The following is a 13,949-nucleotide window of genomic DNA, read 5'->3' as shown; positions in this document are numbered from 1 at the left end:
ACCTGTGTGCACTCGGCAGGATTCGAACCTGCAACCTTCTGATCCGTAGGCGCGTGCCACCCTCGATGTCCCCCGACTGCACCCGACGCCGCCGCTGGTGGTGCGGCCGCCAGTAGTGGTGTCGGGTCCACAGACGTCCGCCGTTGTACGTGGACGTTGATGTCAGCGGCTGATGTCAGAGCCGCCCACGAGAAGGGGAACCGATCCGGAGTGATCCGTGAGCCCGTGGGCCCCACTGGGCGCGGTCGGACGCTGGGCAAGCCAGCCGGATACGCGCGGCCCACCGTTCACAGCTCCCCCCTCGGTGACGGTCCGGACGTGGTAGAAGCCGTGCTGAAGGTAGTAGTCCTGGAGCTTGACGTTCGTCGTCCATGCGTCCAGACGGAGCCAGGCGGCGCCGGAGCGGAACGCCCGGTCCCCCGCCCAGTCGAGCAGTCGCCCGCCGAGGTCTTGACCGGCGTGAGTGCGAGCGACGGTCAGCTTGTTGATGAACATCGACGGCTCCGCGAGTTCCCGCTCGCTCCACAGCCCGTCTTCGGCGTCGGGGGTCAGAGTGATGGTGGCCGCCGTCGCAGCTCCCTCGCGGACCATGAAGACGACGCCCTGCCGGATCGTGGCGAGGAGCTTGTCCGCGGGGTACGGCCGCTGCCACTGGTCGGTTCCCAGGCCGGTGAGCCACCCGGCCGCTTCCTGCCTGAAGGCCAGCAGATGGGGGAGGTCGTCGGGGGTGGCGGTCTCAATGATCACGGCAGCAGCTCCTCTTCAAGGGCCGAGAGGTTTCCGATCTCGTAGGCCAAGCGGTTGAGATCTCCACGGAGAGTCGTGATCGTGCACCGGATCGGCTTGGTGTCCGAGTAACCCGTCCGCGTCCAGAGCAGGACGGGGCCGGCGGAGATGTCCAGCAGGCGCGCTTCTTCGGGGGTGGGCATCCGGGTCTCGATCTCGTCGCGATACCCGACCTGCTCGACGCCGATTCCCGCGAGATAGCGGGTGGTCCCTTCCTCGATATCGCCCGGCTCCGCGAGACGAGGGGCTTCCTTGACCAGCCAGTCCGGGTAGTAGGTGGCCTGGGTCGACCACGGCACGTCATCCACGAAGCGGTGACAGAAGCGGAGGACGGTCGTGGACTCCCGCGCCACCCTGATCCGCTCGGCGACGTACTCGGTCGCCGGGGCCACTTCGACGCGGAACGTTTGGCTGGGGCGACGGCCGGCGGCCGTGACGTCAGTGTTGTACGCATCACCGTTCTGCGGGAACGTCAGGTTCTCGAAGCGTGAGGCATTCAGCTCGAAGACCTCGTGCTTGCGCACCTCGTATCCGAGCCCCTGGCTGGACGAGATCAGCCCCTCGCTGACCAAGAGGGCAAGACCGGAGCGGATCGTGTTCCGGGAAGCGCCGAAATGCTCGCCCAGCTCGCTCTCTGAAGGCAGACGCGAGCCCGGCCCGTAGACCGCGTTGTTGATGTCGCGGCGGAGCGCGTCGGCGACCTGCCGGTACTTCGGCTGCTTGTTCATGCAGCCATCATGACGCACTCGGTCAACTTGTTGGTACATGTGAGCTCCGATCACTTGACGACTCACGCTCCGTGGGTGCAACATCACTGCATCAGCTTGTACCAACAAGTTGAGCAAGCGGTGCAGCACCATTAAGTGTGCCCGCATGCGGCGGCATTCCCACAAGCGGGGGATGCCGTCACCCGCACGACACAGGAGCCCCGCGTTGGTCGGGGGGAGGGTGCCGGACGCCGCAGCAGTTGGGCGGTCCTTGTCAGTCCGGACGGCAGGTCTCTGCCTAAGACGGGGCCCTAGCGGCTGTCCCTTGAACCGGCAGACGCGTCCCCGAAAGAGACCACTGAACTACCCAACACCGCAGCCGCTCGGCTGCGGCCGGTTGCCTCCTCCGCCCGTCCGGCCCTTCGGGGTCGTACGGGCGGGGTCGAGGGGAGCCGGAGAGTCCGGCCCCGAGAGGGGGATTTTCATGGAGATCGCCGCCGCTATCGTCGCGGTCGTCGGCACCTTGCTGGGTGCCGTTGTCGTCGGTGTCCAGCAGTACTGCGCGGCCCGGTCTCAGCGCCGGCAGGTTCTGCGGGACCGGGCCATGACGGCCCTGGGCGACCTGAGCGTCGCGCTCGCGGACCACCGCCGCGCGATGTGGATGCGGGAAGACCTGCGCCTGTCCGGCGCGGCCCCGGTCGAGGTGGCTGCCGCCCGCGAGGCGAGTCACGTCACCCGGTCCGCCGTCACCGCCCCGCAGGTCGCCCTGGCGCTGCTGCTTCCGCAGCTCCGTCTCGACATCGACGCCGCTGTGCGCGCCGCGTACGAGATGCGCGGCGCCCAGACCGTCGAGGTCCTGGGGTCGTTCCGTCGGAGGCCGTAGCCGCGGCCGACGCGCTGACCGCCTCGGCGGCACGCATCCTGTCCCGCCCCTGATCCACCCCGCATACGGCCGCACCCCCGGAGTAGCCGCTCCGGGGGTGCTTCGGGCCGTCCCACCGTCTAAGGAGAAAACGACCCATGAAGAACATCGTCGCAGGTCGAGAGCCTGTTACCGCGACCGAGTTCGTCGAGCTGGCGCTCGGCATCGACGTCCAGCTCTTCACCGGCCCGGCCGTCGAGACCGAGCTGGAGCGCAAGGCGCGGCTGGACGTCGCCCACGAGGTGCTGGCGGAGCTCCGCGAGAGCGACCCGGACGTCGCGGCGTACGCGGCCTCGCTGCTGCGCACCCTGCCCCTGAAGCACCGGCCGACCGGCCGCAGCCCGCGCCGTACGGCCGGCCGCCCCACCGGCGTCACCGCGAGCAAGTCGGCGGTGGCGGCATGAGCGGCCTGACCCTCGCGGGGATGAGTGCCCCGCTGAACGCGTTGCAGGAAGCCGCGGGCCGGTTCCCGCGTCTGCCGGCGCCGACGGTGTCCATCTCGACCGTCTGCCCGGACCAGCTGGACTTGTCTTTCCACAGCGACGTGTTCTCCGCGGCTGAGAGCTTCGCCGCGTTCGAGGCATGGCGGGAGGCGCTGGGGCTTGACCCGATGAGCGTCGTTCACTGCGTTCACGCCGACGGTCGGACCGAGGTCCTGCGTGTTCACGGCGGCTTCGCCGGAGCCGATGTGCGGCTGGTCGCCTTCGCTCCTGTACCGGCCCTGGAGCCGGTTCCGGCGGGGGCGGTGGTCGACGCGTGAACAGCGTTCAGATCCGTTCAGCAGAGCGCGCGTTGTCGGTCGGCACGTGGCTGATCGTGTGCGGCGCGATGCTCTACTCGGTCCTGACCGTGACCCCGCTCATGCGGGACCACACGGCCGACGGATGGAAGTGGACGGCGCCGATTCTGCCGATCGTGGTGGACGCGGCCGTCGTCATCGTGGTCCGCCTGGACTCGACCCTGGCCCGTATCGGCGGGCACGGCGGCCGGTGGTCCGTCGTGCTGCGGTGGATGACCGGCGCCATGACCCTCGCCCTGAACGTCGCGGACTCCGCCCTGGCAAAGGACCTGGTCGGCGTCGCCGTGCACGCGGTCGCGCCGCTCCTGCTCATCGTCACGGCCGAGACCAGCCTCGCCTACCGCCGGGCCATCACCAGCGCCCTGGACGCCATGAAAGCCCGCCAGCGGGCCGAGAGGGCCGAGCAGCAGCGTGAGGCCGAGGAGCGCGAAGAACGGGCCGAGCGCCGTGCCCGGGAGGAGCGCGAGCATGCGGCGCTTCTGGCCCGTGAACAGCGTGAGCACGAAGCCGCCCTCGCCCGTGAACAGTCCGAGCGTGAAGAGCGGGCCCGGCGTGAGGAACGTGAGCGGGCCGAGGCTGCCGAGCGCGCTCGGCAGGCCGAGCGTGAACGCGCCGAGCGTGAGCGTGAACAGCAGCAGGCCGCCCGTGAACGCGCCGAGCGTGAGCGTGAACAGCAGCGCAAGGCCCGTGAACAGCAGGCCGCGCAGCAGCAGGAGAACGAGCGGCGCAAGCGCGAGGAAGCCGCCCTCCGTGAACAGCAGCGGATCGAGCGTGAACAGGCGGAGCAGGCCGAGCGCGCCGAGCGTGAACGCGCCGCGCTCCTCGCTGCCGGTCCTGCCGAGAAGAAGCAGGACGACGACGTGGCCCTTCAGACCGTGACCGCCGCGTTCCACGCCGGCCTGTCGGTGCGGCAGGCCGCCGAGCTGTGTGGCTGGTCCACCGGCTGGGTCTCCACCCGCTACCAGGAACTGCGCGACACCAACACCGTCACCGCCCTTGAGGGAGCCTCCGCATGATCGCCGTCCTCCGCACCCGCACCCTGAACGCCCTGCGCGAGGAACTCGCCAAGGCGCAGGCGACGGCCACCGCCGCCGTCCGCGATGCCGAGCAGCACCAGTTGGCCCGTGACCTCGCCAACGACGCCGCGATCCGGGCGGAGAACGCCACGGAACGGCTGGACAGCGCGCTCACCTGCGCCAGGGCCGATGCCGCCCGTCTTGAGGGCGAGCTGGTGACCCTGCGCGCACAGTCCCTGCTCGACACCGAGGACCGGCAGGCCCTGCGGATGCTGCTGCGGACCACTCGCAAGCAGAACGACCGGGCCGACCGCGTCTTCGTCCTCTTCCGCTCCGGTGAGCTGCACAGCGTGCACGCCACCCGGGACGCGGCCGAGATCGCCGCCGAGGCCGAGGGCGCCCCCAGGGACGCGTGGATCACGAGCACCCCGTGCTGCCCGACCCCCGCCCCGGCCGCCGAGGTTCCGTGGTGCATCCGCCCGGTCCCGCTCGGCGGCACCCGGTGAGCACGCTCCCGGTCTACCGGTGGCACCTCGCCCCGGACGGCCTGGCCACCCGCCGTCAGCTCCGCGCCCAGGGGCTACGGCCCGGCGGTCAGGACGTCGTCGCCCAGCTCGAACGGCCGCGCCGGCGGCGCGGCCCGCTGGTCGCCTACCTCTACCGCATCGACCGCGCCAAGCCGGTCCGCCCGATGACTCCGGGCCGCCGCGCGGCGCTCGCCAAGGCCATGACCGCCCGCCGCACCTGCCCCGAATGCGGGCGGGACCGCGGCTACTGCATCCCCCGCTCGCTCGGCATGTGCGCCCCCTGTGCCTACCCCGACACCGCGACCGCCGCGTAGACGGCACCAAGGAGAACCCCGTGTTCGCGACCCTGTTCGTGCTGTTCTACGTCGGCCACCTGCTGGCCGACTACGCGTTCCAGACCGACCATCAGGCTGCCCACAAGGCCGATCGCACCCGCGCGGGGTGGCGGGCCAATCTGGACCACGCCGCCGCCCACGTCGCCACCTGCGCCATCACTCTCCTGACCGGCATGGTCGTGCTCGGCCTGTCCGTGAGCACCTTGTCCGCGTTCGTGGCGCTGGCGTGGATCGGCGGCACGCACGCGTTCATCGACCGCCGCTGGCCCATCCGCTGGTGGATGGAGCGCACCGGCTCCGCCGACTGGGCCGCCAACGGCGGTGCCGCGCACGTCGACCAGACCGCACACATCACCGCCCTCGCCCTCGCCGCCCTCGCACTGGCCGCCTGAAAGGGAGTTGCCGTGTCTCGTCGATTCCGTCCCCGTACGGCGCAGGTGCCCGCGGGCGCCACGACCGTACACATCCCGCAGCAGCGCGGTTCCCGATCCGCCGGCCCGGTCGTCGTTCTCGTCTCCGAGCCACCCCGCTCGCTGTCCTCCCGCGCTACCCGCGCCCTGGGCCGCCTGGCCTGGCACTACCGCGCGGCCTGGGCGCCTACCGGCTTCGCGCTGCTCGCCTACCCGCTGGTGGCCGTGGTTCACGTGGTCGGTCCCTGGGCGGCCTGGGTCCTGGCCGCCGCCACGCTCGCACCGCCCGTCGGCGTGTGGTGGCGCGTCCGCAAGCACGCCGACCGACTCGGCGAGCGGCCCGGTCGCCTGCTCACCCTGGCCGGTCTCGTGACGGCGGCGCTGGGCTGGGCCGCCGCCACCGTCCACTTCGGCCCGCTCACCGCCCCGCTCGCGTGGCTGTGGCTGGGCCTCACGCTCGCCGCCCAGTCGTTCTGGCTCGTCATCCGCCGCTCGAAGTGACCTAGGAGGTCTCCATGGCAAGCAACAGCAACCGGGTCCACAACTTCCGGCAGCAGCAGGCGGACCAGCCGCTCAGGCCGCCGCGGCAGACCCGGCCCCGCTCAGACCAGAACGACAACAAGTCGGACAAGTTCGCCAACCTCGGCGCCGGCCTCGGCGGCTTCGTCGGAGCCATGGGCGGCTCGTTCGTGCCGCCAGTCAGCGTGACGGTCAACAGCACCAAGAACGTCAACCGGAGCAACGGCGGCGCCCGCCGTCCGCACGCCCAGGCGCTCATGCCCGACCCGGACTTCTCCTCCCCGGCGCAGGTGAGGAACTACTGCAACACCCTGCGGGCCGCCGCCGTCGCCCTGTCGATCGAAGTGTCCATGGGCGCGGAGATCCTCAAGGGTGTCCTGGGGCAGGTCCCGGACCCCGAGGGCCGTATCGCCGGGTCGCGGATCCGGGCCGCGAAGGTGGCCCGCAAGCTCCAGAAGTCCGCCGACGAGCTGCGCAACGCCGCCAAGCTCGCCGCCGCCACCTACGCCGCGTTCCAGCAGGAGTACCAGGAAGAGATCAACCGGGTCCGTCACCGGGCCCGCCCGCGGCAGACGCCGCGCATGGACTGGACCCAGCAGTAGACACGAGGGGAGAGAAGGCCATGGCCGCACGCACCAAGACCACCGACATACTGACCACCGACCTGCGCAGCGCGGAGAGCGGCACGATCGCCGCCTATCTGCTGCACCGGGTGAAGCCCCACCTGCCCCCGTGGCTCGGCGTCGCGGGCACCGGTATCGCCGGGGCCCTCGGCCACCTGCGGTGGGCCGACAGCGCCGCCGCCGGCGTCGGTCTCACCGCCGCCTCCATCGCACTGACCGGCGCCACCTGGTGGATGGGCAAGTCCACCGGCACGCAGCGCCGCCTGCACTCCGCCATCACGGTCGCGGCCGGGTCCGCGTGGCTGACCGGTGCGTGCCTGGCCGGACCGGCCGCCGGCCCGCTCGGAGACCTGTTCCTGATGGGCGGCCCCGTGATCGCCCTGTCCTGGAACGTCCGCATGGTCCTGCGCCGCAACGGCGACACCGACGCCAGCACCCAGGGCGGCGACAAGGGGTTGCTGGAGAAGGTCGGGTTGGCCCGCGCCGCGATCGGCAACGCGAAGGTCGAGCCGAACCGGGTCACCGCGTCGCTCGCGCTGGAGCCCGGCGAGCAGACCAACGAGGACGTGACCAAGGTGCTGCCGCGGCTTGCCTCGGCGCTCGACCTGCCCACCACCGCGCTGCGGTACATGCCGGACGCGGGCTCCGCCCGTCGGGGCGAACTCGTCATCGTCCCCGAGGACATGCTCGCCGAGGTCGTCGAGTGGGAGGGGCCCTCCAACCTGGGTGGGTCGATCGCCGACCCGCTGGTCGTCGGCCGGTACGACGACGGCTCACCGCTGCTGCTGTGGCTGCCCGGCGATCCGGAGGTCGGCCGCAACGCCACCCACCTGCTGATCGCGGGCGGGACCGGCTCCGGCAAGGGCGACGGCGCCCTGAACGTCCTGACGGAGATCGTCTCCCGTACGGACGTGAACGTGCTGCTCTCCGACCCGAAGTCCTTCCAGGACTTCCGCCCGCTCCTGCCCGCGTTCGACTGGGCCGAGGAAGGCGGTGCGGGCACCGAGGCCATGGTCGAAGCCCTCCAGGCCGCCATCCCCGCCCGCACCCGCTGGCTTGGCGCCCACCGCTATCGCCAGTGGACCGTCCAGGCCGCGGGCAAGCAGACCGACCCGGCCCACTCCTGCCGCACTGACGGCACGGCGTGCGGCTGCGACGGCATGCCCTACCTGGTCGCCTGGTTCGAGGAGGCCGCGAACACCCTGCGCGCGCTCGGCGACGACGCGTTCACCGGCATCGCACAGGAGGCCCGCGCCGCCGGCGTCTCCCTGATCGTCTCGCTCCAGCGCCCGAGCTACGACCAGATGAGCACCAGCACCCGCGCGTCCCTGCCCAGCGTGCTCGCGTTCGGCTGCGACCCCCGCGACGAAGGGTTCGCCCTCCCCGAGACGGTCATCGACGCCGGCGCCCACCCGGGCGCCTGGGGCAACCGCCGCCCGGGCTACTGCTACCTCGTCTCGGCGGGCATCGACGAGGACCGCTACCCCGCCCCCGGCCGCACCCGCCGCTTCACCACCCGCTCCATGGACATCATGGAACTCCTCGCGGACTGGGCCGCGGCCAACGGCGCCTCCATGGACGCGGTCACCGCCCGGGCCTTCGAAGCGACCGTCGGCAACGCCTACACCCAGCGCACCCGCCACACCCCCGACACCGCCCCGGCCCCCGGGCCCGTCCCGCTCCACGCCGTGGACACGGACTACGAGGAGGACGCGATGCTCTCGGACTCGCTGCTCGACCCCGACGACGACGGCATCGACCCCGACGCCGAGCTGCCCGGCGACGAGCCCGGCGACGACGAACCCCTCTTCGGCGAGGACCCCGGCCGCAAGCCCACCCCCGAGGAAGCCCGCCTGCTGCTGGAGCGGGCGCTGGAGGAGTTCGAGACCGAGGGCCGGATGATCGTCGGCCCGAAGGACTTCACCGACTGGTGCGAGACCCACGGCTACAGCCGCCCCTGGGTCTCCGCCCGCCTCAAGGAAGCCGCCCTCGACGGCCGCCTGCAGCCCACCAGCCAGACCGGCCGCTGGCGGATCGTGCCCGCCCTCGCCGCCGCCTGACACCCGCCCTGACGCCTGACACCGTCACAGGCCCCTGACACCCAAACCCTTAGGCGAACGGGGGTGTCACGCGCCCTGACACCCCCGCGTGACACCCCCTGACACCTCGCCCTGACACCTCGCTCGCGGGCCCGTGACACCCACCCGGTCACGGGCCCGCCCTATGCCCCGAGGACCCGCCATGACCGACCTCGCCCACCCCTCGGTCCACTACCCGATGCCGCTTCCCGCCGTGCACGAGCGCACCGTCCTCACTCCCACCCAGCCCGCCCAACTCCCCGCCGTTCAGAGCGTCCAGCTCCCCGACGGCCGCATCGTCACCGGCTACGCCCTCACCCCCACCCAGCCCCCGGCAGCCCCCGCCACCCAGCCGGTCCCCGCATGGGCCAAGACCGCCGCGCTCCTCGCCCCCACCGTCGGCACCGGCATCGGCGCCGCCGGCATCGGACTCTCCTACGCCGCCCCGGGACTCATCGCCATGAGCCACGCCCTGTGGTCCGCCGCCGCCCTCATCGTCGCCGCCGTCATCGCCATCCCCGTCGTCCTCCGCACCGCCCGCCGCTCCCTCACCGGCGAGACCGGGACACGGACCACCACGCACATCACCCAGAACATCACCTCCACCGGACTGTTCGGGCGCGCCAACGGCACCATCAACAACCGTTGAGGAGACCGCCCATGGAGGCCATCCCCGTCCTCGACTGGCGCGAGCCCCAGCACTACGACCGCGTCCGCGACCGGCCCTGCTGCCTGTGCGGCCGACCCACCCCGATGCGGTCCCACGACGGCGAACCCGCCCACAAGGTCTGCGCCGAGCAGTGGAACCACGCCCACCCGGACGAGCCCCGCCTCTACACCCCGTCTCACCCGGGCCACGCCCAGCACGACGTCGGCACCGTCCGCTTCCACAACGACGGCCCCACCACGCCAACCCTGTGGCGCCCCGCCGTCGCCGTCCTTCCCAAGGCCCAAACCGACGGTGGCGACCACGGCATCAGCCTGTTCGCTGCCTGACAACGCCGAAGGCGGCCCCCTCATCGCCAGAGTCCGGGGCCGCCCTCATCTCTCCCGATCGCTCAAGACCTGGAGGTCTCCCAGCATGACCCAACCGACCCTCATCCGGCGAGACGACCGTCCATCGGTTCTGGGCCTCCTCGCCCAGGCCCGGATGGAGGTGGCAGCGTGAACGACCACCTCCTGTACGCCGCCCTGAGCGCCGCCGAGCGTGGCTGGCACGTCTTCCCGCTGCGTCCTCGGACAAAGCGGCCCGCGCTCCACGGTGAGGAGCAGTGCCCGCAGATCCGGGACTGTGCTGGCGGGCACCGTAAGTGGGAGGACCGTGCCACAACCGACCCGGACCGGATCCGGCGGGCATGGGCTGACCTGCCGTTCAACGTCGGTCTTGCCACTGGCCCCTCCCGACTCCTCGTGGTCGACCTCGACGTGCCCAAGAGGAGCAACGGGGACACGCCTTGCGGCGCGACAACCTTCCAGGCGCTCTGCGAGCGCGCCGGGCAGGCGGTCCCCGACACGTACCGCACCCGGACCGCGAGCGGTGGCCAGCACCTCTACTTCACCGCACCTCCTGGCACGCGGATGCCCAACTCGGCAGGGAAGTTGGGGCGGTTGATCGACACGCGCGGGTGGGGCGGCTACGTCGTCGCCCCAGGCAGTCTCACCCCCGCCGGCGCGTATACGGTCCTCGACAACCGCGCCCCAGTGCCGCTCCCCGCGTGGCTGCACGGCCTACTCTCTCCCTCCCGTTCCGCAGCCCCGTCCCGCGCTGCAATCGCCGACCGGGCGTTCCGCGCCCACCGGTACGCGCTGCGCGGCCTGGAGGCGGAGGTATGGAGTGTGGCCCGGGCAATGCAGGGCGAGCGGAACTCCACTCTGCTCTCGGCTGCGCGAGCCCTGGGGCGGTTCATCGCGTGGGGCGACCTTCCCCGTGACGTGGTGGAGGAGGCTCTTCAACAGGCGGGGGAGGCGGCCGGTCTGTCGCCGCGCGCCTGCACGGCAACGATCCGCAGCGGGCTGAACTGGTCCATCGCCCACAACTCGCAGCGGCGTACCGCGTGAACCCCCCAACCCCCTCGCCGTTGAAGAGCCCCACCCGGACCCAGGACGCACCGGGACCCGCCAATGCGCAGGAAGCGCAGCCGGTCGTGGGCGCCCGAAAGGGCGTCGCCGAAGGCGTCCCCATCAGCCCTGACCCGCACCCGACCGCCCTCACCGACCACTCACCCACCCCTGCCCGGAGGGAAACCCACATGCCCGAGCCCATCGACGGTGCCGCTCTGCTCGCCGAGGTCGAAGCGTTCCACCGCCGGTTCAACGTCTTCCCCCGCGAGGCCGCCTACGTCGCCGTCGCCCTCTGGGACGCCCACGCCCACCTCCTCGACGCCTTCGACTCCACCCCCCGGATCGCATTCCTCTCCCCTGAGCCCGGCTCCGGGAAGTCGCGCGCGCTGGAGGTCGTGGAGACCCTGGTGCCGCGCCCGATGCTCGCGGTGAACGCACGGGCCGCCGCCCTCTTCCGCTCGGTCTCCGACCCCGCTGGACGGCCCACGATCCTCTACGACGAGATCGACACCGTCTTCGGCCCCAAAGCCGGGGACAACGAGGAGCTCCGCGGCTTCCTCAACGCCGGCCACCGCCGCTCCGGCGTCACCTACCGGTGCGTCGGCGACGGCGGGAACCAGACCGTGGTGGAATTCCCCTCCTACAGCGCCGTCGCGGTCGCCGGACTCGGCTACCTCCCCGACACCATCACCACCCGCTCCGTCATCATCCGCATGCGCCGCCGCGCACGCAACGAGCGGGTCGAGCCCTTCCGGGCCCGGCTCCACGAGGCCGAGGGCAACGCCCTGCGCGACCGGCTCGCGCAGTGGGCCGACCAGGTCCGCGAGGACATCGCGGGCAGGTGGCCCGAGATGCCGGACGGTGTGACCGACCGTCCGGCGGACGTGTGGGAGCCGCTGCTCGCCATCGCCGACGCGGCCGGTGGGCAGTGGCCTGAGCGGGCCCGCGCCGCGTGCGTCGAACTCGTCAACGCCGCCCGCGCCGACGACAAAGGCTCCCTCGGCATCCGACTCCTGACCGACCTCCGCGACCACGTCCTGGCGGGCATCGACCGCATGCCGACCGTCGCGATCCTCGACCGGCTCTGCGCGCTCGAAGAAGCGCCCTGGGCCGACATGAGCGGCCGGCCGCTCGACTCCCGGGGCCTGGCCAAGATGCTGGGCGAGTACATGACCAGCGACAACACCCCGGTCAAAGCCCGGAACATCAAGTCCGCCGGAGCCGTCCTCAAGGGCTACTACGCGGCCGACCTCACCGACGCCTGGGAGCGCTACTGCCCCCCTCCCCTCCTGGGGGCCGCTACTTCCGCTACCGCCGCTACCTCGCAGGTCAGCAAGCCGGAAACGGTAGCGGAAGGGCTCTTCCCGTCCGCTACCTGAGAGCTACCCCGCTACCGGCCCCGCGCCCCGAAAGCCGGGGCCGGTAGCGCTCACATCCGCTACCGCTACCCCTATCCGCTACCTCGATCATGCCCCTGACCAGGGCGGTAGCGGAGGTAGCGGAGGTAGCGGACCTGACAGGAAGAGGGGCCGGGCCCCATGGAACCTGCCAAGGAGATGCCGCGATGACGACCGCGCTCCCGATCACCCACACCGCCGTGACCGTTCCGGAGGTCATGGCGGCCCTGAGGCTCAGCCGCAGCAAGGTCTACGACCTGCTCCGCTCGGGCGCCCTCCCCAGCTACACCGAGGGTCGCGCCCGCCGTATCCCGCTCGAATCCCTCCGCACCTACATCAGCAACCGACTTGAGGAGACCGCCTGATGGCCAAGAGGCGCGCCAACGGCGAAGGCACCATCACGAAGCGCGCGGACGGCCGCTACCAGGCCGCCGCGTACGTCTACCGGCCGGACGGCACCCGTACGCGAAAGTTCGTGTACGGCAAGACCCGCGACGAGGTGAGCGACAAGCTCATCGAGATGCAGAACAAGACCCGGCAGGGCATCCCCGCCGCCACGTCGGCGATGCCCTTCGGGGACTACCTCACCTACTGGCTCGCCGCCATCGCCCCGGACCGGCTCAAGGCGTCAACGCTCAACAGCTACGAGGGGCTGTCCCGGCTCTACATCCGGCCCGCCCTCGGCAAGAAGCGGCTCAACCGCCTCTCCCCCGCCGACGTGCGGATGTTCCTCGCCGCCTTCAAGGACGGGTGCCTGTGCTGCCTGCGCGGAGTCGACGCGGCCCGGGCCGAAGAGGAGCGGACGTGCTGCGCTGTCGGCAGGTGCTGCGCGCGGCGCCCGTCGGCGCGGACGGTGCAGTACGTCCATGCGGTGCTGCGCTCGGCCCTTCAGCAGGCCGTCCGGGAGGAGTTGATCGCCCGTAACGTCGCCAAGATCGTGGAGACGCCGTCCGTGCAGCGTGAAGAGGTTCGTCCCCTGGACGCGGCAGAGGTTCGCATGCTCCTGAAGACGGCCCGAGACCACCGCCTGTACGCCCTGTGGGTGCTGCTCGTGTCCACGGGGCTCCGGCGCGGGGAAGTCCTCGGCCTCACGTGGGCCGACGTCGACCTCGCCACCGGTCAGCTCCGGGTCCGCCGGAACCTCCAGAGGATCCGGCAGGAACTCCTCTTCGGCACGCCCAAGACCACCCGCTCCATCCGCACGGTCTCGCTCCCGAAGAGGTGCGTGGACGCGCTCCGTGCCCACCGGGCCAAGCAGGACGAGGAGCGGATGGTGGCCGGCGCGAAGTGGAAGCCGCTCGACCACCAGCCGAGCGGGCTCATCTTCACCACCGGGACGGGACGGGCCACGGACCCCCGGAGCCTGAACCGCATGCTCACGCTCCTGTGCGCGAAGGCCAGGGTGCGTCGCGTGCGCGTGCACGACCTGCGGCACACCTGCGCCTCACTGCTCCTGGCGCAGGGGGTCGATGCCCGGATCATCATGGAGACGCTCGGGCACAGCACGATCACGACGACGCTCGACACCTACGCCCACGTCATGCCGACGGCGCTGCGGGCCGCGGCTGACCGGATGGACGACGCGCTCGGGTTCGGCGACGTCGACCCGGACGAGTGAGACGAGCCAAGCATGAGGCCGACGCTTGATCGGTCTTTCCACGAGCGTTGATGTCACCCGTTGATGTCAGAAGCCCCCCGGGATGATCCCGGGGGGCTTCTGACCTGTGTGCACTCGGCAGGATTCGAACCTGCAACCTTCTGATCCGTAG

18 protein-coding genes are annotated in these 13,949 nt (G+C 71.5%); 16 read left to right on the top strand and 2 right to left on the bottom strand.

Annotation, left to right across the window (positions count from 1 at the left end; genetic code table 11):
• Positions 1-162: 162 nt before the first annotated feature.
• Complete coding sequence (locus ABZ693_RS35295; protein WP_359885586.1) at positions 163-747, bottom strand: GNAT family N-acetyltransferase; 585 nt, start codon at positions 745-747, stop codon at positions 163-165.
• Positions 744-1,514, bottom strand: coding sequence for a GntR family transcriptional regulator (locus ABZ693_RS35290; protein ID WP_359885585.1), 771 nt, complete (start codon positions 1,512-1,514; stop codon positions 744-746). The genes ABZ693_RS35295 and ABZ693_RS35290 overlap by 4 nt, the downstream gene beginning before the upstream one ends.
• A gap of 463 nt (positions 1,515-1,977) precedes the next feature.
• On the opposite strand from ABZ693_RS35290, the gene kilB reads away from it, so the two are divergent.
• From kilB to ABZ693_RS35210, 16 genes are all read left to right on the top strand, one after another.
• Positions 1,978-2,376 carry a plasmid transfer protein KilB gene (gene kilB, locus ABZ693_RS35285; RefSeq protein WP_359885584.1) on the top strand — a complete coding sequence of 133 codons (399 nt, stop codon included), beginning with the start codon at positions 1,978-1,980 and terminating at the stop codon, positions 2,374-2,376.
• Positions 2,377-2,513: 137 nt separating this feature from the next.
• Positions 2,514-2,819 carry a hypothetical protein gene (locus ABZ693_RS35280; protein WP_359885583.1) on the top strand — a complete coding sequence of 102 codons (306 nt, stop codon included), beginning with the start codon at positions 2,514-2,516 and terminating at the stop codon, positions 2,817-2,819.
• Complete coding sequence (locus ABZ693_RS35275; RefSeq protein ID WP_359885582.1) at positions 2,816-3,175, top strand: hypothetical protein; 360 nt, start codon at positions 2,816-2,818, stop codon at positions 3,173-3,175. Before ABZ693_RS35280 ends, ABZ693_RS35275 begins: the two co-directional genes overlap by 4 nt.
• The gene (locus ABZ693_RS35270; RefSeq protein WP_359885581.1) at positions 3,172-4,230 is read left to right on the top strand and encodes a DUF2637 domain-containing protein; all 1,059 of its coding nucleotides are present in this window, start codon (positions 3,172-3,174) and stop codon (positions 4,228-4,230) included. Before ABZ693_RS35275 ends, ABZ693_RS35270 begins: the two co-directional genes overlap by 4 nt.
• A complete protein-coding gene (locus ABZ693_RS35265; RefSeq protein ID WP_359885580.1) occupies positions 4,227-4,736 on the top strand; it encodes a hypothetical protein in 510 nt (169 codons plus the stop codon). The genes ABZ693_RS35270 and ABZ693_RS35265 overlap by 4 nt, the downstream gene beginning before the upstream one ends.
• Complete coding sequence (locus tag ABZ693_RS35260) at positions 4,733-5,071, top strand: RRQRL motif-containing zinc-binding protein (protein WP_359885579.1); 339 nt, start codon at positions 4,733-4,735, stop codon at positions 5,069-5,071. The genes ABZ693_RS35265 and ABZ693_RS35260 overlap by 4 nt, the downstream gene beginning before the upstream one ends.
• Positions 5,072-5,091: 20 nt before the next feature.
• Entirely contained in the window at positions 5,092-5,484 is a 393-nt protein-coding gene (locus tag ABZ693_RS35255; RefSeq protein ID WP_359885578.1) for a DUF3307 domain-containing protein, read from the top strand.
• Between the two features lie 12 nt (positions 5,485-5,496).
• Positions 5,497-6,003, top strand: a complete 507-nt coding sequence (locus ABZ693_RS35250; RefSeq protein WP_359885577.1) for a hypothetical protein — start codon at positions 5,497-5,499, stop codon at positions 6,001-6,003.
• Positions 6,004-6,017: 14 nt separating this feature from the next.
• The gene (gene traA / locus ABZ693_RS35245) at positions 6,018-6,623 is read left to right on the top strand and encodes a plasmid transfer protein TraA (protein ID WP_359885576.1); all 606 of its coding nucleotides are present in this window, start codon (positions 6,018-6,020) and stop codon (positions 6,621-6,623) included.
• A gap of 20 nt (positions 6,624-6,643) precedes the next feature.
• Complete coding sequence (traB, locus tag ABZ693_RS35240) at positions 6,644-8,704, top strand: plasmid transfer protein TraB (protein ID WP_359885575.1); 2,061 nt, start codon at positions 6,644-6,646, stop codon at positions 8,702-8,704.
• A gap of 217 nt (positions 8,705-8,921) precedes the next feature.
• Positions 8,922-9,371 carry a hypothetical protein gene (locus tag ABZ693_RS35235; RefSeq protein WP_435842641.1) on the top strand — a complete coding sequence of 150 codons (450 nt, stop codon included), beginning with the start codon at positions 8,922-8,924 and terminating at the stop codon, positions 9,369-9,371.
• Positions 9,372-9,382: 11 nt separating this feature from the next.
• Positions 9,383-9,718 carry a hypothetical protein gene (locus ABZ693_RS35230; protein ID WP_359885573.1) on the top strand — a complete coding sequence of 112 codons (336 nt, stop codon included), beginning with the start codon at positions 9,383-9,385 and terminating at the stop codon, positions 9,716-9,718.
• Between the two features lie 168 nt (positions 9,719-9,886).
• Entirely contained in the window at positions 9,887-10,780 is an 894-nt protein-coding gene (locus ABZ693_RS35225) for a bifunctional DNA primase/polymerase (protein ID WP_359885572.1), read from the top strand.
• A gap of 191 nt (positions 10,781-10,971) precedes the next feature.
• Positions 10,972-12,162, top strand: coding sequence for a DUF3631 domain-containing protein (locus tag ABZ693_RS35220; RefSeq protein ID WP_359885571.1), 1,191 nt, complete (start codon positions 10,972-10,974; stop codon positions 12,160-12,162).
• 185 nt (positions 12,163-12,347) lie between these two features.
• Complete coding sequence (locus ABZ693_RS35215) at positions 12,348-12,545, top strand: helix-turn-helix domain-containing protein (RefSeq protein WP_359885570.1); 198 nt, start codon at positions 12,348-12,350, stop codon at positions 12,543-12,545.
• On the top strand, positions 12,545-13,798 hold the full coding sequence (locus ABZ693_RS35210; protein ID WP_359885569.1) for a tyrosine-type recombinase/integrase: 1,254 nt from the start codon (positions 12,545-12,547) through the stop codon (positions 13,796-13,798). Before ABZ693_RS35215 ends, ABZ693_RS35210 begins: the two co-directional genes overlap by 1 nt.
• Positions 13,799-13,949 lie beyond the last annotated feature (151 nt).

Origin of the sequence: Streptomyces laurentii, from assembly GCF_040635425.1 — a bacterium.
GTDB classification, from domain to species: Bacteria; Actinomycetota; Actinomycetes; order Streptomycetales; family Streptomycetaceae; genus Streptomyces; species Streptomyces laurentii.
Note: the sequence above shows the minus strand (reverse complement) of the source record. Positions and strands in the feature narration are given on the sequence as shown.

What these genes read in the sequence shown, in the direction of transcription:
- ABZ693_RS35290 (WP_359885585.1), bottom strand. Translation starts at nt 1,514, where the DNA reads ATGAACAAGCAGCCGAAGTACCGGCAGGTCGCCGACGCGCTCCGCCGC.
- kilB (WP_359885584.1), top strand. Translation starts at nt 1,978, where the DNA reads ATGGAGATCGCCGCCGCTATCGTCGCGGTCGTCGGCACCTTGCTGGGT.
- ABZ693_RS35280 (WP_359885583.1), top strand. Translation starts at nt 2,514, where the DNA reads ATGAAGAACATCGTCGCAGGTCGAGAGCCTGTTACCGCGACCGAGTTC.
- ABZ693_RS35275 (WP_359885582.1), top strand. Translation starts at nt 2,816, where the DNA reads ATGAGCGGCCTGACCCTCGCGGGGATGAGTGCCCCGCTGAACGCGTTG.
- ABZ693_RS35265 (WP_359885580.1), top strand. Translation starts at nt 4,227, where the DNA reads ATGATCGCCGTCCTCCGCACCCGCACCCTGAACGCCCTGCGCGAGGAA.
- traA (WP_359885576.1), top strand. Translation starts at nt 6,018, where the DNA reads ATGGCAAGCAACAGCAACCGGGTCCACAACTTCCGGCAGCAGCAGGCG.
- traB (WP_359885575.1), top strand. Translation starts at nt 6,644, where the DNA reads ATGGCCGCACGCACCAAGACCACCGACATACTGACCACCGACCTGCGC.
- ABZ693_RS35235 (WP_435842641.1), top strand. Translation starts at nt 8,922, where the DNA reads ATGCCGCTTCCCGCCGTGCACGAGCGCACCGTCCTCACTCCCACCCAG.
- ABZ693_RS35230 (WP_359885573.1), top strand. Translation starts at nt 9,383, where the DNA reads ATGGAGGCCATCCCCGTCCTCGACTGGCGCGAGCCCCAGCACTACGAC.
- ABZ693_RS35220 (WP_359885571.1), top strand. Translation starts at nt 10,972, where the DNA reads ATGCCCGAGCCCATCGACGGTGCCGCTCTGCTCGCCGAGGTCGAAGCG.
- ABZ693_RS35215 (WP_359885570.1), top strand. Translation starts at nt 12,348, where the DNA reads ATGACGACCGCGCTCCCGATCACCCACACCGCCGTGACCGTTCCGGAG.
- ABZ693_RS35210 (WP_359885569.1), top strand. Translation starts at nt 12,545, where the DNA reads ATGGCCAAGAGGCGCGCCAACGGCGAAGGCACCATCACGAAGCGCGCG.